17 protein-coding genes are annotated in these 16983 nt (G+C 66.6%); 7 read left to right on the top strand and 10 right to left on the bottom strand.

Annotated elements, in window-relative coordinates; genetic code table 11:
* Positions 1 to 20 precede the first annotated feature (20 nt).
* Together AAE021_RS05370 and AAE021_RS05365 are read left to right on the top strand one after the other, a co-directional pair.
* Complete coding sequence (locus AAE021_RS05370) at positions 21 to 686, top strand: SDR family oxidoreductase (RefSeq protein ID WP_342024591.1); 666 nt, start codon at positions 21 to 23, stop codon at positions 684 to 686.
* Positions 683 to 994 (top strand): putative quinol monooxygenase, encoded by a 312-nt coding sequence (locus AAE021_RS05365; protein WP_342024590.1) that lies wholly within the window; start codon positions 683 to 685, stop codon positions 992 to 994. Before AAE021_RS05370 ends, AAE021_RS05365 begins: the two co-directional genes overlap by 4 nt.
* A 128-nt stretch (positions 995 to 1122) precedes the next feature.
* Here AAE021_RS05365 and AAE021_RS05360 read toward each other — a convergent pair whose 3' ends face one another.
* The 9 genes from AAE021_RS05360 to AAE021_RS05320 all read right to left on the bottom strand — a co-directional run bounded on the left by AAE021_RS05360 (position 1123) and on the right by AAE021_RS05320 (position 11502).
* On the bottom strand, positions 1123 to 2541 hold the full coding sequence (locus AAE021_RS05360; protein WP_425362450.1) for a cryptochrome/photolyase family protein: 1419 nt from the start codon (positions 2539 to 2541) through the stop codon (positions 1123 to 1125).
* A 57-nt stretch (positions 2542 to 2598) separates the two neighbouring features.
* On the bottom strand, positions 2599 to 3138 hold the full coding sequence (locus tag AAE021_RS05355) for a MarR family transcriptional regulator (RefSeq protein ID WP_342024589.1): 540 nt from the start codon (positions 3136 to 3138) through the stop codon (positions 2599 to 2601).
* Entirely contained in the window at positions 3135 to 4883 is a 1749-nt protein-coding gene (locus AAE021_RS05350) for an AMP-binding protein (protein WP_342024588.1), read from the bottom strand. Before AAE021_RS05350 ends, AAE021_RS05355 begins: the two co-directional genes overlap by 4 nt.
* Complete coding sequence (locus AAE021_RS05345) at positions 4880 to 5815, bottom strand: enoyl-CoA hydratase/isomerase family protein (RefSeq protein WP_342024587.1); 936 nt, start codon at positions 5813 to 5815, stop codon at positions 4880 to 4882. Before AAE021_RS05345 ends, AAE021_RS05350 begins: the two co-directional genes overlap by 4 nt.
* 7 nt (positions 5816 to 5822) lie before the next feature.
* The gene (locus AAE021_RS05340; protein WP_342025323.1) at positions 5823 to 7256 is read right to left on the bottom strand and encodes an aldehyde dehydrogenase family protein; all 1434 of its coding nucleotides are present in this window, start codon (positions 7254 to 7256) and stop codon (positions 5823 to 5825) included.
* 161 nt (positions 7257 to 7417) lie between these two features.
* Positions 7418 to 8194: an enoyl-CoA hydratase gene (locus tag AAE021_RS05335; RefSeq protein ID WP_342024586.1), complete on the bottom strand. Its 777-nt coding sequence runs from the start codon at positions 8192 to 8194 to the stop codon at positions 7418 to 7420.
* Positions 8191 to 9237, bottom strand: a complete 1047-nt coding sequence (gene mmsB / locus AAE021_RS05330; RefSeq protein WP_342024585.1) for a 3-hydroxyisobutyrate dehydrogenase — start codon at positions 9235 to 9237, stop codon at positions 8191 to 8193. The genes AAE021_RS05335 and mmsB overlap by 4 nt, the downstream gene beginning before the upstream one ends.
* A complete protein-coding gene (locus AAE021_RS05325; RefSeq protein ID WP_342024584.1) occupies positions 9234 to 10364 on the bottom strand; it encodes an enoyl-CoA hydratase/isomerase family protein in 1131 nt (376 codons plus the stop codon). The genes mmsB and AAE021_RS05325 overlap by 4 nt, the downstream gene beginning before the upstream one ends.
* 1 nt (position 10365) lies before the next feature.
* Positions 10366 to 11502, bottom strand: a complete 1137-nt coding sequence (locus AAE021_RS05320) for an acyl-CoA dehydrogenase family protein (protein ID WP_342024583.1) — start codon at positions 11500 to 11502, stop codon at positions 10366 to 10368.
* Between the two features lie 322 nt (positions 11503 to 11824).
* Between AAE021_RS05320 and AAE021_RS05315 the strand changes: the two genes are divergently transcribed.
* Together AAE021_RS05315 and AAE021_RS05310 are read left to right on the top strand one after the other, a co-directional pair.
* Positions 11825 to 12973 (top strand): YeeE/YedE family protein, encoded by a 1149-nt coding sequence (locus tag AAE021_RS05315; RefSeq protein ID WP_342024582.1) that lies wholly within the window; start codon positions 11825 to 11827, stop codon positions 12971 to 12973.
* Positions 12974 to 13008: 35 nt separating this feature from the next.
* Positions 13009 to 13236, top strand: a complete 228-nt coding sequence (locus AAE021_RS05310) for a sulfurtransferase TusA family protein (protein ID WP_342024581.1) — start codon at positions 13009 to 13011, stop codon at positions 13234 to 13236.
* On the opposite strand, the gene AAE021_RS05305 is transcribed toward AAE021_RS05310, so the two are convergent.
* The gene (locus AAE021_RS05305; RefSeq protein ID WP_342024580.1) at positions 13217 to 14257 is read right to left on the bottom strand and encodes a DNA-3-methyladenine glycosylase family protein; all 1041 of its coding nucleotides are present in this window, start codon (positions 14255 to 14257) and stop codon (positions 13217 to 13219) included. The two genes, AAE021_RS05310 and AAE021_RS05305, sit on opposite strands and share 20 nt — an antisense overlap.
* A 112-nt stretch (positions 14258 to 14369) precedes the next feature.
* Between AAE021_RS05305 and AAE021_RS05300 the strand changes: the two genes are divergently transcribed.
* The 3 genes from AAE021_RS05300 (at position 14370) to AAE021_RS05290 (ending at position 16973) form a co-directional block, all read left to right on the top strand.
* Positions 14370 to 15374, top strand: coding sequence for an aldo/keto reductase family protein (locus AAE021_RS05300; protein ID WP_342024579.1), 1005 nt, complete (start codon positions 14370 to 14372; stop codon positions 15372 to 15374).
* 166 nt (positions 15375 to 15540) lie between these two features.
* Entirely contained in the window at positions 15541 to 16167 is a 627-nt protein-coding gene (locus AAE021_RS05295) for an SGNH/GDSL hydrolase family protein (RefSeq protein ID WP_342024578.1), read from the top strand.
* On the top strand, positions 16164 to 16973 hold the full coding sequence (locus AAE021_RS05290; protein WP_342024577.1) for an SDR family oxidoreductase: 810 nt from the start codon (positions 16164 to 16166) through the stop codon (positions 16971 to 16973). The genes AAE021_RS05295 and AAE021_RS05290 overlap by 4 nt, the downstream gene beginning before the upstream one ends.
* Positions 16974 to 16983: the final 10 nt, after the last annotated feature.

Raw genomic sequence — 16983 nt, 5'->3', positions numbered from 1 at the left:
CTTTTTGGAAAGGACTCACCATGTCACGCATAGCCATCATCGGCGGCCACGGCAAAGTTGCTCTGCACCTGGCCAAGGACCTCACTGCCAACGGCCATGAGGTCACGTCGCTTTTCCGCAACCCCGAACACACGGCCGACGTCGAGGCCACCGGGGCAACCGCCGTCGTCGCCGACGTCGAAAACCTCTCCACCGGCGAAATCGCCGAGAAGCTGGCCGGGCTGGATGCCGTGGTCTGGTCTGCCGGAGCCGGCGGTGGCTCCCCGGAGCGGACGTATGCGGTGGACCGGGACGCGGCCATCCGGTCCATGGATGCTGCCAAGGATGCGGGTGCAAACCGATATGTCATGGTGTCCTATTTTGGTGCCGGCCCCGATCACGGGGTGCCGGAAGACAACAGCTTCTTCGCGTACGCGCAGGCCAAGGCGGACGCGGACGAGTACCTGCGCCGCAGCGGTCTGGACTGGACCATCCTCGGTCCCAGCGCGCTGACTCTCGATCCCGGCACCGGCATGATCGAAACCGGTCCCGGTATTGAAGGCACCCAGGTCTCCCGGGAGGATGTGGCCCTGGTGGCCGCTGCCGTGCTGGACCGTCCCGAAACCATCGGGCAGACGATCGAGTTTAACAACGGCACTGTTCCCGTGGATGCCGCCCTTGACTCGCTGAAGGGCCAGGAAGCATGAGTCTCGTCATTGTTGCCACCATGTTCCCCAAGCCCGAGTTTCGGGATGACGTCATCGCAACGCTCGAAGAAGTGATCGGCCGGGTGCACGCCGAGGATGCCGGTTGTGAGTTGTACAGCCTCAATGAGGGCCGTGAGCGGCTCGTCATGATCGAAAAATGGGCCAGTCCTGAAGACCTGCAGGCACATTCGACCAGCCCGGCATTCCAAGCCCTGACTGCGGCTCTGGACGGAAAGATGTCCGCCGAGATGGACGTACAGGTCCTCCAGCCCCACCCGGCAGGCACCGCCGGCCAGGGCCAGGTCTAAAGCAGCAGGATCAGGTCCGCGCCGGTTGCGTTCCCCCGAGAGCGCAGACGGCGCGGACCTTTCCCGTTAACCACGGCCACTCAGCTAACCACGGCCCTCAGCTGCCAAGGCCAGCCAACCAAGGCCGCTCAGCGGATGCTCTCGTATGCCTCAAGCGCGTGCCGGCGGGACTCCTTCAGATCCACGAGCGGTTCGGGATAGAGCGGGGTCAGTGCCTCCGGCACCCAGCGGGTGACGTACTCGCCGTCGGGGTCAAAGCGCTTCGCCTGGGTTTCCGGATTGAAGATCCGGAAGAATGGCGCTGCGTCAGCGCCGGAGCCGGCAACCCACTGCCAGTTGGCGGGATTGCTTGCCGGGTCCGCATCCACCAGTGTCTCCCAGAACCATTCCTCCCCCACCCGCCAATGGATGCCCAGGTTCTTGATCAGGAAACTGGCGGCGACCATCCGCACCCGGTTGTGCATCCAGCCCATCCTCCACAGCTGCCGCTGGCCGGCGTCGACCAGTGGAATCCCGGTCAGTCCTGCCTTCCACGCATCAAGGGGGTCCAGGTCATCGGGCCGGGAATCCGGCCGCGCCTGCGCATCTTTCCCGCGCAGGATCTGCGGAGTCTGCGGTCCGGAGCCCTGCGGATGTTCCCAGGGGAACCCGTCGAAGGCAGGGCGCAGGTTCTTGGTGGCCAGCTCCGGGTTGTGAAAGAGCTGGTGCCAACAGAACTCGCGCCAGCCAATCTCGGTGCCGAACACAGCCGGGCCCGGCCCGTTGCCGCGGACCCGGGACAGCGTGTGCCAGACCTGGAACGGACTCACGTGCCCCCACCGCAGGTAGGGAGAGAGCCGGCTGGTTCCGGGCTTCGCCGGGCGGTCGCGGCCGTCGTCGTAATCCTGCACCGGACCGGCCAGGAAGTCCTCGAGCGCGGACAGTCCGGCTTGCTCGCCCGGGGTCCACGCTTCGGCCAGGCCTGCGGACCAGTCCGGGTGCTTCGGCAGCAGGTTCCAGTCCGCCAGGTCATCCCCGGCGGGCATGCCGCCCGGCGGAGCGGCGGCCTTTTCCGGTGCGGAAAGGGGCGCCCGGAAATCCATTGCTGAGACCGTGCGCCAGAAGGGAGTAAAGACGCGGTAAGGCCCGCCGCTGCCCGTCCGCACGGTCCAGGGTTCGTGCAGCAGGGAAGCCTGGAAACTCTCCGCGTGCACATCCGCGCCGGCGGCCCACGCCTTGACCGCCGTGTCCACTTCCCGCTCCGGCCCGCCGTAGCGCCGGTTCCAGCAGATCCGCTCCGCGCCCGCTTCCTGTACGAACGCTGGAACGACGCTGCCCGCCGGGCCCCGCAGCAGCACCAGCGGAATGCCCAGGGCCTCCAGGTCCTGGCGCAGTGACGTCAATGCGTGGTGCAGCCACCACTTCGCGGCGGCACCCAGCGGCCGGATGCCCGGTGAGTCCTCATCCAGAACATAGAGGGCCACGGCGGCGCCGTCCTGGGCTGCGGAGAGGAGGGCTGGATTGTCAGCTGTGCGCAGGTCGTCGCGGAGCCAGGCGATGGAGACCACGGGCAGGTCCTTTCCTTGGATAAGACGACCCTACCCGGCGCCGGGACACGCCGCGTCTCAGGCCCGGACGCTCTCCCCGGAGGACTCGTCGAAATCCCCGGCGGCCCGGCGGAAGCGCGTCAGGATGGCCGTCAGGTCAGTGAGGTCCCGGCGCCCAAACCCAGGATGGGCGAACACCTCCGCGTTCAGTGCCGAAGCGGCGAGGGGCACCAGTTTCCGGCCGGCGGGCGTTATGGCCACCAGAACCGTGCGCCCGTCCGTGGGATGCGGGCGCCGCTCGGCAAGTCCGGCCTGTTCCAAACGGTCCACGGCGTTGGTTACGGACGTTGGATGCACCTGGAGCCGGGCGCCCGCCTTAGCCATGGGCAGGGCTCCGCTGGCCGTGAAGCTCAGCAGGACCAGCAGTTCAAACCTGGAAAAGGTCAGTCCAAACGGCTTCAGCACGGTCTCCACCCGGGTGAACAGGATCTGCGAGGTGCGCATGACGGCAGTCACCGCCGCCATTCCGTCGGCGGCGTCCCCCCATCCGTGTTCCTCCCAGTGCCGCCGGGCCTGCGCGATGGGATCCTGGGCCAGGGGCTTGCCCGACGCGCTCACCCCCGCAGCTCCGGAAACTCGTCATCCCGGAATTCGACGCCGGACCGGCCGGCGCCGCCGTCGTTCTCCTGCGTCCGCAGTTCCACCCGGCGGATCTTTCCGGACATCGTCTTGGGCAGCTCGTGGAACTCCAGCCGGCGCACCCTCAGGTAGGGCGCCAAGTGTTCGCGGGCATACGCCAGAATGGACAGCGCCGTCTCCCGGTTCGGCTCCCATCCGTCTGCGAGCGCGACATAGGCCTTGGGCACGGCCAGCCGCAGCTCGTCCGGTGCGGGAACGACGGCGGCCTCGGCCACCGCGGGATGCTCGATGAGGACACTTTCGAGCTCAAAAGGACTGATCTTGTAGTCCGAAGCCTTGAAGACATCATCGGTTCGGCCTAGGTATGTGATGTAGCCGGCGGCGTCACGGACCGCCATGTCACCGGTATGGAAATAGCCGCCCTCCATGACAGCCTCGGTCCGTTCCGGATCACCGCGGTATCCCGTCATGAGGTTGAGCGGCTGCCGTGCGAGATCAAGACAGATTTCCCCCTCGTCAGCGCTGAGCCCGGAGGCCGGATCAACAAGGACCACCGGTACGCCCGGGAGCGGCCGGCCCATGGAACCCGGATGCAGCTCCGCTCCAGGGGTGTTGCCCACCAGTGCCGTGGTTTCCGTCTGCCCGAAACCATCCCGGATGGACAGTCCCCACGCCTCCTCGACACGCGATATCACCTCGGGATTGAGCGGTTCGCCGGCACCGATCAGCTCCCGCAGCTGTGCCGGACGTTCCCCCAGATTGGACTGGATCATCATCCGCCACACCGTTGGGGGCGCACACAGACTCGTTACACCGGCCCGATGCAGCTGCTCCAAAAGGGTTTCAGGCCGAAATCTGGCGTAGTTGTAAATGAAAACGGTGGCCTCCGCATTCCAAGGAGCGAAGAAGCTGCTCCATGCGTGCTTGGCCCATCCCGGAGAACTGATGTTCAGGTGGATATCCCCGGGCTGCAGTCCCAGGAAATACATGGTGGACAGGTGTCCCACCGGATAAGAGACCTGCGTGTGCTCGACAAGCTTGGGCCTGCTGGTGGTACCGGAGGTGAAGTAGAACAGCAGCGGATCGGCGGCATCGGTAACCGTCTGAAGCTGTACCGGTGCGGCGGCATAGGCCTGCCCATAGTCCAGCCATTCAGTCTTCTCCGTGAAACCCGGTGCGGCGGTCTGCTGCCCTGCACCGGGCTGCCGCCCTGAATCCACCAGGATTTTCCCGTAGTCCCCGGGAACGCCGTCAAACTTTGCCGCATCCGCAGCGTTGGTGATCACCCACCGTGCGCCGCCGCGGCTGATCCGGTCGGCAAGGTCCGCGCTGCCTGCCGCAGATGCGGTGGGCATGATGACGGCGCCCAGCTTCATGGCGGCGAGCATGCTCTCCCACAGCTCCACCTGGTTGCCCAGCATCAGCATCACAGGGTCACCCCGGCCTACGCCCTGGGCAGCGAGCCAGGCCGCAACCTGGTCGGAACGGTGCGCCATTTCGTCGAAGCTGTAGCGCTGTTCCGAACCGTCCTCCTCCACGATCCATAACGCGCAGGCATCGTTTCCGCGTGCCATCGCATCGAAGTAATCCACGGCCCAGTTAAACGGACCGTCGATCAGCGGCCAGGCGAAGGTCTCCACGGCCTTTTCGTAGCTGCCGGACAAACCGAGCAGCTCGTCACGGGCGGCACGGAACAAAGGGGTGGCATTGTTCTGGTTCATCATTCCTCTTTCGGGTCGTATGCCCTGCCGGCGGCGTCCTGCCCGCCGCTGTTAGCCGCGCCGGCAACCTCAGCCGCACCGGCACCGGCACCGTCGCTGCGCGAATCCGCGGGTCCGGTCCAGGTGAAGACGGGCTCGGTCTTGGCGAGAAAGGCACGGACGCCAATGGCCGGATCCGGAGACACCGCCATCTCCTGCTGCCAGCGGTGGCTGGCGGCTTCCAGGCCCCCGGCTTCCAGCCCCTCAGCTTCCAGACCACCTGCTTCCAGATCCCCGGCAGCAATGATGTCCACCAGCTCCTTCATGGCATGCAGCGACAGCTGGGAACGGCCCGCCAGACGCCGGGCAAAGGACGCGACGTCGGTCCAGAAGTCAGCCTGCGGAATGACCCTCTCCACGAGTCCCAGACGCAGCGCCTGCTCGGCCGGCACAAAGTCCCCGCTGAACAGCAGGTACTTTGCGGCTCCGGGACCGGCCAGCCGGACCAGCCGCTTGATGCCCGACAGCGGGTAGACAATGCCGATCTTCGCCGGAGTGATACCGAAAACGGCGCGGTCGGAGGCGAGCCGGAAGTCGCAGGCGCCTGCGACCTGCCAGGCACCGCCCAGGCAATACCCGTCGACGGCGGCAATGACCGGCTTGGGAAAGGAGGCAATGGCTTCCTCCCCCGCCGTGACGTCACCGCCGTCGTGCAGTCCGTTGTCCGGATTGTGCAGGATGGCCCGCAGGTCGGAAATGTCCGCCCCGGCGGAAAAATCCTCCCCGTCACCGCGGATAATCACCACCTTGACGCTGTCGTCGTGCTCCAGCGGTGCGAGCACGACGGCGAACTGGCGCCACATCGCGGCGGTCAGCGTGTTGCGCCGCCCGGGATTGGCCAGCAGCACGGTTGCCACCGGACCGTCCCTCGTGACCTTGAGGGTCCCTTTGCTCATCGGAGCCTCAGCCGCGCAGCTTGACGTTGATCTGCTTCGTCTGGGTGAACCCGGCGAGCATGCCCTCCAGTGACACCTCCCGGCCAATTCCGCTCTGCTTGTAGCCGCCGTAGGACTGGCCCACCACCTGGCCTCCGCCCTGATTGACCTGTACCCAGCCGGCGTCCACCCGGTGCGCAGTGTTCAGCGCGTTATCCAGGTTGTGGGACCACACATAGGCGGCCAGGCCGTAATGGGACTCGTTGGCCATCCGGATGACGTCCTCGGTGTCCCGCCAGGGAATGGCCACGAGCACGGGACCGAAGATTTCCTCCTGCGCCAGCCGGAAATCGTTCCGGCCGCCACCGAAGACGGTGGGCAGGTGAAAGTACCCCTCGGTCAGCGGACCGTCGTCCGGCACGGAACCGCCGAGGATCGTGGCCATGGAACCGCGGCCCTCCTCCAGATAACCGGAGATGGAGGAGAACTGGCTGTTGTTAATGACCGCCCCCATGTCGGTGGCCTCATCCAGCGGGTCGCCCACGGTCAGGGCACCCAGCTTGGCGGAGAGCCGTCCGAGGACCTCGTCGTAAATGTCCTCGTGCAGGAACAACCGTGAACCGGCGGTGCAGCTCTGGCCCTGCCGGGTGAACCGGGAAGCCAGCAGCAGTCCGTCGATCAGGTCATCATCAACAGCGTCAGGGAACACGATGGACGGGTTCTTGCCGCCCAGTTCCAGCGACACGTGCGCCAGCCGCTCCCCGGCGGTGCGCGCGACGCCGCGGCCCACCTCGGTGGATCCGGTGAAGGACACCTTGTCGACGCCGGGGTGCTCGGCCAGTGCCGCACCAATCACGCTTCCCTTGCCGGTCAGGGCGTTAACCGTGCCCGCGGGCAGGTGCTTGCCGCAGATTTCGGCCAGCAGCAGGATGGTCAGCGGCGCGTCGTCGGCCGCTTTCAGGATCACGGTGTTCCCGGCCGCCAGCGCCGCCGGGAGCTTGAAACCGGCAATCATGAGCGGTGAGTTCCAGGGCAGGATGCAGGCCACCACGCCGAGCGGTTCCAGGCGCGTGTACTGCAGCTGGCCTTCCCCTGCGGGCAGGGTCACGCCCTTGACCTCGCCGGCAATTCCGGCGAAGTAGCGGAACAGGGCTACCAGGGTGGTGACTTCCGGACGGGCCTGGGTGCGCAGCGCGTTCCCGGTGTCCAGGGCGGTGAGGCGGGCGAAGTCTTCGGCGCGGGCCTCGATCTCATCGGCGATGAGGGACAGAGCCCGGGAGCGGACGGTGAAGTGGGCACTGCGCCAGCCGGGGAAGGCCGCACGGGCAGCGGAAACGGCCCGGTCCACGTCTTCGGGACCGCTGGCCGGAACCCGGGCAATGACGGTTTCCCGCTTCGCCGGGTTGAGGACGTCGCGCCATTGTCCGGACGCGGCCGGCACGGGTTCGCCGCCAATCCACATCGGCTGGTCCACACCGGACAGGAAGGAGCTGTAATCGGGGCTCTGGGCGCTGCCGTCAGCGCTGCGCTCCGCTTCCAAGGGAATGTTGAGCTGGGTCATGATGCCTCGTGTTCTCGTCGTGCTCGGATTGCTTGGGGTAATGCAGGGTTCTATGCGCAGGCTCAGCGGTGCTTGAAATCAGGTTTGCGCTTCTCGATAAACGCCGCCATGCCCTCCTTCTGGTCCTCCAAACCAAAGACGGAATGGAAGACCCTGCGTTCGAGCCGGATACCCGAATCCAGCGTGGTCTCGAACGCGGCGTTCACCAGCTCCTTACCCAGCATGACCACCGGAGCCGACATGGACGCGATGGTTTCGGCGGTGGACCGGGCGTCGTCGAGCAGCTCGGCGGCCGGCACCACGCGGGCCACCATCCCCGCCCGCTCGGCTTCCTCGGCGCCGATGGTCCGGCCGGTGAGGATCATTTCCATGGCCTTGGCCTTGCCCACCGCGCGGGTGAGCCGCTGGGACCCGCCGATCCCGGGAATGACCCCCAGCTTGATTTCCGGCTGACCGAACGTGGCAGTGTCCGCGGCAATGATGAAGTCGCACAGCAGCGCCAGTTCGCAGCCGCCGCCCAGGGCATGGCCGGCGACGGCGGCAATCACCGGGGTGCGGACGGCGGCGAGGGTGTCCCAGCCGCGGAACCAGTTGCCCAGGTACATGTCCATGTAGGACTTTTCGGACATCTCCTTAATGTCGGCGCCGGCGGCGAAGGCCCGCTCCGAACCGGTGATGATGATGGCGCCGATGTCCGGGTCGTCGTCAAGCTCCACCGCTGCCGAGACCACATCCTGCATCAGCCCGTAGTTCAGCGCGTTCAGGGCCTTGGGCCGGTTCAGGGTGATGATGCCAACCCGTCCGCTGCGCTCCAGAAGGATGTTCTCGTACTCGCTCATACTGCTCCGCTCTGTTCTGCCGGCTGCGTTGTTCCAGCCGGCTGTTGTTCCTCGGTGGGGTGGTGCGCTCCGGCATCGGCTTCCGGGGCGGCCGGAGTTTCCGAAGCGGCCCGGATGGTCTTGATGACGGCGGAAAAGTCCTGGCCGCCGCCGCCCGACGCCGTGAGGTCCCGGTAGATTTCACCGGCCCGCCGTCCCAGCTCCGCGCGGACTCCGGTGGAATCGAGGGCGTCGGCGGCCAGGCCCAGATCCTTGGCCATTAACGCTGCGGCGAATCCGGGCTGGTAGCCGCGGTTGGCGGGACTGGTGGGGACAGGTCCGGGCACCGGACAATTAGTGGTCAGCGCCCAGCACTGGCCGGAGGCAGCGGAGGCGACGTCGAACAGTGCCTCGTGCGTCAGGCCCAGTTCCTCGCCGAGGACAAAGGCCTCGCTGACCGCGATCATGGACACGCCCAGGATCATGTTGTTGCAAATCTTGGCGGCCTGGCCTGCTCCGGCGTCGCCGCAGTGCACCACCCGGCCGCCCATGACCTCCAGCAGGGGGCGTGCGGCCGCGAAGTCGGCGGCCGCGCCGCCTGCCATGAAGGTCAGGGTTCCCGCTTCGGCGCCAACCACGCCGCCGGATACCGGCGCGTCCAGCCCGCGGTGTCCCATTTCCAGCATCAGCGCGTGGGCGGTGCGGGCGTCGTCCACGGAAATGGTGGAGCACTCAAGAAACAGGGCGTTGGGTGCGGCCGCGGCGAGCAGCCCTAGGCTGTCGCCGTCGCCGGACAACGCATTCAGGACGTGCTGGCCGGTGGGCAGCATGGTGATGACGACGTCGGCCTCCGCCACGGCCTGGTCAGCGGTGGGCATCATCCGGATGCCTTTGGCTGCGGCACGCTCCGCCGCCGCGGGGACCGGATCATAGCCGGTCACGGGGTAGCCTGCGGCGGCCAGGTTGGCGGCCATCGGGCCGCCCATGTTGCCCAGGCCGATGAATCCAACTCTGGTGCCCTGGATCATGTCCTGTGCCTGCGCGGTTTCCGGTTCCTGTCTCATTTCGGCTCCTGGCTCTTAGTGACGAAGTCCGTGCCAATGACCTCCGGGGTGAAGATGTCCGTCTGGCCGCGCACGGGTTCAAAGTATGCGTCGACGTCGCTCCGGCGCACCTCCTGCAAAGATGCGGGCTGCCAGCGCGGATTGCGGTCCTTGTCGATGACCTGTGCCCGGACCCCCTCGGCGAAGTCCGGCGCGGCCAGGGCATGCAGGGACACGCGGTATTCCTGCGCCAGGACGCTCACCAGGTCCGGAAGCGCGCGTGCCCGGCGCAGTGACTGCAGTGTCACCTTCAGCGCCGTCGGCGACTTGGCCTGCACTGCGGCGGCGGCGGAGTTGGCGTCCCTGTTCCCGGAGCGGAGCAGGGCATCCAGGATGGACTCGACGTCGTCGTGACCGTAACACTCATCAATCCAGTGCCGTGCAGCGGCGAGCGGGGCTTCCGGAGCCTCCCCGGCAAAGTTCCGCAGGACGTCCCCGGCCGGTTTTTCGGCGAGCGCGGCGGCCAGTTCCTCCAACCGGCTGCTGTCCACGTAGACGTCGGCAAGCCCCAGGAGGATGGCATCAGCTCCGGTCATGGTTCCGGCGGTGAGGGCGGCATGGGTGCCCAGTTCCCCCGGTGCGCGTGAGAGCAGATAGGTGCCGCCGACGTCGGGCACAAAACCGATGCCCGTTTCGGGCATGCCCACTTTGGTGCGCTCGGTGACGATCCGGTGGCGGCCGTGAGCTGAAACGCCGACGCCGCCGCCCAGGACAATTCCATCCATGATCGCCACATAGGGTTTGGGATAGCTGCTGATCCGGGCGTTGAGTTCGTACTCCTCGGCCCAGAACCGTGCGGATGCGGCACCCCCGTTGCCGGCGTCCCGGTAAATGGCCACAATGTCGCCTCCGGCGCACAACCCGCGCTCACCGGCACCGGACAGCAGGACGGTGGCCACGCCGTCGTCGTGCTCCCACTCGTCCAGCGCGCCGCGGATCGCGGACACCATGGCCGCGGTGAGCGCGTTGATGGCCCGGGGGCGGTTCAGGATGATCCGGCCCAGATGGCCGGTGCGTTCAATGAGGACCTCGGGCTCTGCACTGCCGGCCGGTGCCTGCGTCTGTTCAGGTGCGGTGCTTTTGGTCATCTCAGGCCTCCGCCAAGGTCCGGCCAACAATGAGCTGCATGATTTCGTTGGAGCCTTCCAGTATTTGGTGGACCCTCAGGTCCCGGACGATCTTTTCCAGCCCATACTCCGAGAGGTAGCCGTAGCCGCCGTGCAGCTGCAGCGCCTCGTTGGCCACAGCGAAGCCATTGTCGGTGGCCACCCGCTTGGCAATGGCGCACAGCGCGACGACGTCGGGCGCTCCCCGGTCCAGCGCATCCGCGGCCCGCCACAGCATGGTGCGGGCGGTTTGAAGCTTCATTTCCATGTCTGCAAGACGGAACAGGAGCGATGACTGCTCAATGAGCGGCCGGCCGAACGCCATCCGCTGCTTCAGGTGGGCCACCGTCTGGTCCAGGGCTGCCTGTGCACCGCCCAGCGAGCATGCCCCCATGTTCAGGCGGCCGCCGTTCAGGCCCTTCATGGCAATGCCGAACCCGGCGCCCTCCTCCCCCAGCCGGTTGCTGACGGGCACCCGCAGGTCGGTGAAGATCACCTGGCCGGTGGGCTGCGCGTTCCAGCCCATCTTGCGCTCCGCGGGGCCGAAGGACAGGCCCGGGGTGTCGGCGGGAACAACAATCGCGCTGATCCCGCGGGCTCCGGAGCCGCTGGTGCGCGCCATGACAACGTAGTACGCCGAGCTGCCGGCACCGGAGATGAACTGCTTGACGCCGTTGAGCACGTACTCGTCGCCGTCGCGTTCGGCTTTGGTGGTCAGCGCTGCGGCGTCCGAGCCGGCGCCGGGCTCGGTGAGGCAGTAGCTGCCCAGCGCCTGCATGGAGGCCAGTTCCGGAATCCAGCGCGCACGCTGTTCTTCATTACCGAAGGCGTCGATCATCCACACCACCATGTTGTGGATGGAAATGTAGGCGGCAATGGAAGGGTCGGCTTTGGAAAGCTCTTCGAAAATCAGGACGGCATCGCTCCGGGAAAGACCGGAACCCCCGTGCTCCTCGGCGGCGTAAATTCCGCCCATGCCCAGTTCTCCGGCCTGCGCCAGGACGTCCACCGGAAAGTGCTTCGTCTCATCCCATTTAGCTGCGTTGGGGGCCAGGGCATCAGCGGCAAATTCGCGCACCATGTCCCTGATCGCTTGTTGATCCTCGGTGAGTTCGAACATGCTCCGCCCTTCATTGGTACCGTGGTCGCCCAATTTACTTGGACTACCTAGTAATTGCTAGGGGCTGGCTGGGAGAGATTTTATTCCCCCGGCGTCACCGCACTTAACCGCTGTTCACGCGGCGCCACATTCTTTGCCCGGCGGAAGCCGGGAGCAATAGCGTTGATGGCTGCGGCCCCGAGCAACGGCCGCCCTGAGAAACGGCCGCTTTGGCGCACGTCATCCTGACGGCGGAGGCAGCGCAGTTTGCTCCCGCACTGATCCCGGCTTCCCAACCGCCGCTTTTCCCGCTATTTCTTCGACCCCGGAAGGGGACACTTCCATGCTTATTTCCGGCCTGTTCGTCGGCATCGCACTGGGCTTCGTGATGCAGCGCGGACGTTTTTGCGTCACCGGCGCTTTCCGCGATGTCTGGGTGACCCGCAATACCCGGTGGCTGACCGCCTTCATGGTGGTTGTGGCCGTGCAGAGCATCGGGGTTTTCGCCCTGGATGCAGCCGGCGTCATTAGCCTGGATTCCGGTCCCTTCCCGTGGCTGGCCACCATAGTGGGCGGTTTGATCTTCGGGTTTGCCATTGTCCTGGCCGGCGGCTGCGCCACGGGGACGTATTACCGCGCCGGGGAAGGCCTTGTGGGCAGCTGGCTGGCCCTGATCACGTACGCCCTGTTTGCGGCCGTGATGAAAACCGGGCCGCTGGCCGGGTTCACCACATCCATGCGCTCAGTCACCGTGGAACAAAGCACCTTCCATTCCGTGCTGAACGTTTCGCCCTGGATCCTTGTCGCAGTCCTGACCGGCGGCGTGGCCCTGGCCGTCCGCCATCACCTGAGCAAGCCGAAGTTCACCATGGCCACCCCGCCGCCATCCAAAACAGGTCTGGCGCACCTGCTCTTCGAGAAGCCCTGGAATGCCTTCGCCACCGCTGTGGTGATTGGCCTGATCGCGATTCTCGCCTGGCCGCTGAGCTGGGCCACGGGGCGCGAGGCTGGGCTGGGAATCACCACGCCGTCGTCGAACGCAGTCAATTACCTGGTGACGGGCGATCCAGAACTGGTCGACTGGGGAGTTTTCCTGGTTCTGGGCATCCTTGTGGGCTCGTTCATTGCCGCCAAGGGCAGCGGCGAATTCCGGATCCGCATTCCGGACGCCAACACTGTGCACAAAAGCCTTGGCGGCGGTGCGCTGATGGGCGTCGGCGCTGCGCTGGCCGGCGGCTGCACCATTGGGAACGCCATGGTTGAAACGGCTCAGTTCAGCTTCCAGGGCTGGACCGCCCTGGTGTGCATGATCCTGGGCACCGGGCTGGCTGCCAGGCTCACGATTATGAAGCGCCGCCCTCCGGCACCCGCTGGCACGGCGTCAAGGGCGGCGTCCAGCGCTGCGTCCCAGACGGCTCCCGCAGCCGCCGGCGCCCGCAGCCGCCGGCGCCCGCACCCCATGACCCGCTGCCACCCCACGACCCACTGCTAGACCACATCATTTCCTCCCGAAAGGAAGAACATCACATGGCACAAGTAACCCTCGAAACAAACGGACAGGTGTGCCCCTTCCCCCTGGTGGAAGCCAAGGAGGCCATGACCACGATGTCCGCCGGCGATGAGCTGGTCATCCGGTTCGACTGCACCCAGGCAACAGACGCCATTCCGCGCTGGGCAGCCGAGAGCGGCTACCCGGTGACTGACTTTTCCAAGATCGGCCCGGCGGAGTGGTCCATTACGGTGCAGAAAGCCTAATGCCGGGCTTCGGGGCCGCCTGGGTCCCGGATGTTGCAGTGGCCCGCGGTCCGGCCTGAGCCGCAGCCGCCGCCTGCCACAGATGCGCGGCCGCGTAGGAGCGCCACGGCGCCCAGTCCACGGCCCGTGCGGCCAGGATGCGATGGGCGGCGGCTTTGGCCGTGCCGTGCTCCAGCACTCCTGCCGCCTTGGCGCCGGCAATAAGGGCAACGTCGCCGGTAAGCCATGCATCGGAATCGCCCAGCACCCGCATGGCGATGTAGGCGGCTGTCCAGGCGCCGATCCGCGGCCGGGACAGCAGCTGCGCGCGCATGGTGTCCGGATCGGTTCCCGCACCCACCTCCAGTGCTCCGTTTGCCAGGTCATGCGCCGCGGCCCGCACGGCACGAATGGCCTGTCCGGGCAGCCGAAGCGGCCGGTCAGGGTCCAGTGCCTGCCCCGGAACGGGTTCGGGCACGCAGGCAACAATGTCCGCCGGCGCAGGAAACAGGCGGTCCAGGCCGGAGACAGCGGATCTGTAGGGAGTTCCAGCCGCTGCGGCCAGACGGTTGAGGTGGGTGCGGGCGGCGGCCACGGAGATCTGCTGGCCCACCAGCGCACGCACCACGAGTTCATGCGGTTCCACGTCGCCGGGGACCCGGATGCCCGGGGTGCGCGCCACCAGCGGAGCCAGGGCCGGGTCAGCCGCCAGCGCCGCATCGATGACGGCTGGATCGGCGTCGGCATCAAACAGGGCGCGCACACGGTTCAGTGCCGGCCCGGCGTCGGCGGAGGCGGCAAGTTCCAGGCGCGCCAGCAGCCGCCATTCACCGCCGGGGCCAGCGGCAGCTGTGACCTCGATGGCCCCGGGCCCGTGCGGGAGCATGAGGGTGCGCGCGTACCGCAGCTGTCCGGGATCGCTCAGGTCCGCTGTTTCCACACCGTGGATGGCACGCACCGCGAGGAAGCGGAAGATTCCCGGCGCGTCGAAGGGCTGGCGCACCTGCAGGTCGACGGCCGGCAGGCTCATTGTGGTTCTCACCGCTCCAGTACAGCATCTCCCCCGGCATTCCACTCTGCGGACCCCCTTTGACCGAATTGCACAGCTGCCTTAGTTTTGCTCGTACAAACCACCGGAAGAGAGAGCGCAGCAGATGGAACACAGACACCTCGGCAACAGCGGACTGAAAATCTCCGAAATCATCTACGGCAACTGGCTCACGCACGGTTCACAGGTGGAGAACGACGTCGCAGCCTCCTGCGTTCGCGCGGCACTGGACGCGGGAATCAGCACCTTCGACACCGCAGATGCCTATGCCAACACCATCGCCGAGGGAGTCCTCGGCACCGCACTGAAGAGCGAGCGCCGGGAATCCCTGGAAATCCTCACCAAGGTCTACTGGCCCACCGGCCCCGGCGGCCACAATGACTCCGGACTGTCCCGCAAGCACATCATGGAATCCATCAACGGCTCCCTGCAGCGCCTGCAGACCGACTACGTGGACCTTTACCAGGCCCACCGCTACGACTGCGAGACGCCGCTGGAGGAAACCATGCAGGCGTTTGCCGACGTGGTTCGCCAGGGCAAGGCGCTGTACATCGGGGTCAGCGAATGGAACGCGGAGCAGATCCGTGCCGGTCATGAACTCGCCCGCCAGCTAGGCTTCCAGCTGATCTCCAACCAGCCGCAGTACAACATGCTGTGGCGGGTCATCGAGGCCGACGTCGTGCCCGCCTCCGAGGAGCTGGGCATGTCCCAGATCGTCTTCTCCCCCATGGCCCAGGGAGTCCTCAGCGGCAAGTACAAGCCCGGAGCGGACCTTCCCGAAGGCAGCCGGGCCACCGATGCCAAGGGCGGCGCGAAGATGATCGGCCGGTGGATGAACGACGACGTCCTGGCAGGGGTGCAGAAGCTGCAGCCCATCGCCGACGAGGCCGGGCTCACGATGGGCCAGCTGGCGCTTGCCTGGGTGCTGCAGAACCCGAACGTGGCCGGCGCCATCATTGGAGCATCCCGCCCGGAGCAGGTCACGTCCAACGTGCAGGCAGCCGGCGTGGAGCTGAAACCGGACATCCTGGCACGCATCGATGAAGCCGTGGGTGGACTGGCGGAACGCGATCCCGCGAAAACGCAGTCACCCGAGAGCCGCCCGTCCTAGCAGCCGGCTCAGGCCTGCGCCAGGTGCGCAGCGGCAGCCGGCCCGGCACATCCGCCGGGCCGGCTCCCCTTGCCTGAACCTCAGGCGTGCCCGCGCGTTTGCCGCTCATTTGCAGACTAAGGTGAGTGATCTGAGTTACACCCCTGATCATCCAAGGAGAAACCCCATGGCAGACGCAGCACGGCTGTTCGACGGAGAACGGATTGTCTTTGCGGGCGACAGCGTCACCGACTGCGGACGGCGCGGGGGCGCCGGCGGCGGACTGGGGGACGGCTACGTCCGCATGCTGGCCGAGAGTGCCCCGTTTGCCGGTGCGTCGGTCATTAACCGCGGTGTCGGCGGGGACCGGGCCGAGGACCTGGCCCGCCGGTGGGAAGCTGACGTCCTCGCGGAAACCCCGCATTGTGTATCGGTCATGATCGGCATCAACGACACCTGGCGCCGCTTCGATTCCGGCCAGGAAACGGATCAGGCGACCTTCCTCGCACGGTACCGCTCCATGCTGGAGCGGCTGGCTCCGGACACCCCCATTATTTTGATGGAACCGTTTGTTCTCCCCGTGGACGCCGAGCAGCAGAAGTGGCGGCAGGATTTGGATCCGAGGATTGCGTCAGTGCGCCGTTTGGCCAAGGAATTCGGAGCAGTCCTCGTCCGCACCGATGAAATCCTGAACAATCTGGTTGCGGCGGGCACGGCACCCCAAACGCTGGCGGAGGACGGCGTCCATCCCACGGAACGCGGGCACGCTGCCATTGCCGCCGCCTGGCTGGACGCGGTGGCTGGACGGCCGTGAACGCACCGCTTCCCCTGACGGGCCGCACCGCCGTCATTACCGGGGTCAGCCGGCGGCAGGGCATCGGCTATGCCGTGGCTTCCCGGCTGGCGCGGATGGGCGCGAGCCTGTATCTGGCCCACTACTCTCCCCATGACGCGGAGCAGCCGTGGGGCGCCGACGCCGTCGACGACGTCGTCGCAGGCCTGCGCACCCAGCTTGCTGACGGTGCCCGCCTGGCCCACACAGGCATCAACCTCGCGGAAGCCGACGGCGCCGCGCAGGTCATCGACACCGCTGTGTCCGCACTGGGGCATCTGGATATTTTGATCTGCAACCATGCGCGCAGCGGCGGTGACGGTCCGCTGGCGGAAATGACGGCTGAAAAACTGGATGCGCACTGGCAGGTCAATACCCGTTCGACGCTGCTGCTCACCCGGGGGTTTTCCGAGCAGCACGACGGCCGGCCCGGCGGCAGGGTCATCTGGATGACCTCCGGCCAGATCAACGGGGGCGTGATGGAGAACGAAATCGCCTATGCCACTTCCAAGGCAGCCCTGGCCGGAATCACCCCCTCCGTCGCGGCGGACCTGATCCGCCGGGGAATCATCCTGAACACCGTGAATCCTGGTCCCGTGAACACCGGATACCTGAATGTTGACACTGCGGACCGTCCGCCCGAAGTCCTCGAGGAAGTGCTTTCCCGGTTCCCCGGCGGCCGGTTCGGCGAACCCGACGACCCGGCGCGCCTGATTGCCTGGCTGGTGAGCGACGAGGGCCGCTGGATGGTGGGTCAGGTGCTGACCAGCGACGGCGGGTTCCGCTGAGGACCAGGCG

Source organism: Arthrobacter citreus (assembly GCF_038405225.1).
In the GTDB taxonomy this organism is placed as follows: Bacteria; Actinomycetota; Actinomycetes; order Actinomycetales; family Micrococcaceae; genus Arthrobacter_B; species Arthrobacter_B citreus_A.
Note: the sequence above shows the minus strand (reverse complement) of the source record. Positions and strands in the feature narration are given on the sequence as shown.

Excerpts from the sequence above, each read along its gene's own strand:
- AAE021_RS05370 (WP_342024591.1), top strand. The coding sequence starts at position 21 with ATGTCACGCATAGCCATCATCGGCGGCCACGGCAAAGTTGCTCTGCAC.
- AAE021_RS05365 (WP_342024590.1), top strand. The coding sequence starts at position 683 with ATGAGTCTCGTCATTGTTGCCACCATGTTCCCCAAGCCCGAGTTTCGG.
- AAE021_RS05350 (WP_342024588.1), bottom strand. The coding sequence starts at position 4,883 with ATGATGAACCAGAACAATGCCACCCCTTTGTTCCGTGCCGCCCGTGAC.
- AAE021_RS05345 (WP_342024587.1), bottom strand. The coding sequence starts at position 5,815 with ATGAGCAAAGGGACCCTCAAGGTCACGAGGGACGGTCCGGTGGCAACC.
- AAE021_RS05340 (WP_342025323.1), bottom strand. The coding sequence starts at position 7,256 with ATGTGGATTGGCGGCGAACCCGTGCCGGCCGCGTCCGGACAATGGCGC.
- AAE021_RS05335 (WP_342024586.1), bottom strand. The coding sequence starts at position 8,194 with ATGAGCGAGTACGAGAACATCCTTCTGGAGCGCAGCGGACGGGTTGGC.
- mmsB (WP_342024585.1), bottom strand. The coding sequence starts at position 9,237 with ATGAGACAGGAACCGGAAACCGCGCAGGCACAGGACATGATCCAGGGC.
- AAE021_RS05325 (WP_342024584.1), bottom strand. The coding sequence starts at position 10,364 with ATGACCAAAAGCACCGCACCTGAACAGACGCAGGCACCGGCCGGCAGT.
- AAE021_RS05320 (WP_342024583.1), bottom strand. The coding sequence starts at position 11,502 with ATGTTCGAACTCACCGAGGATCAACAAGCGATCAGGGACATGGTGCGC.
- AAE021_RS05315 (WP_342024582.1), top strand. The coding sequence starts at position 11,825 with ATGCTTATTTCCGGCCTGTTCGTCGGCATCGCACTGGGCTTCGTGATG.
- AAE021_RS05310 (WP_342024581.1), top strand. The coding sequence starts at position 13,009 with ATGGCACAAGTAACCCTCGAAACAAACGGACAGGTGTGCCCCTTCCCC.
- AAE021_RS05300 (WP_342024579.1), top strand. The coding sequence starts at position 14,370 with ATGGAACACAGACACCTCGGCAACAGCGGACTGAAAATCTCCGAAATC.
- AAE021_RS05295 (WP_342024578.1), top strand. The coding sequence starts at position 15,541 with ATGGCAGACGCAGCACGGCTGTTCGACGGAGAACGGATTGTCTTTGCG.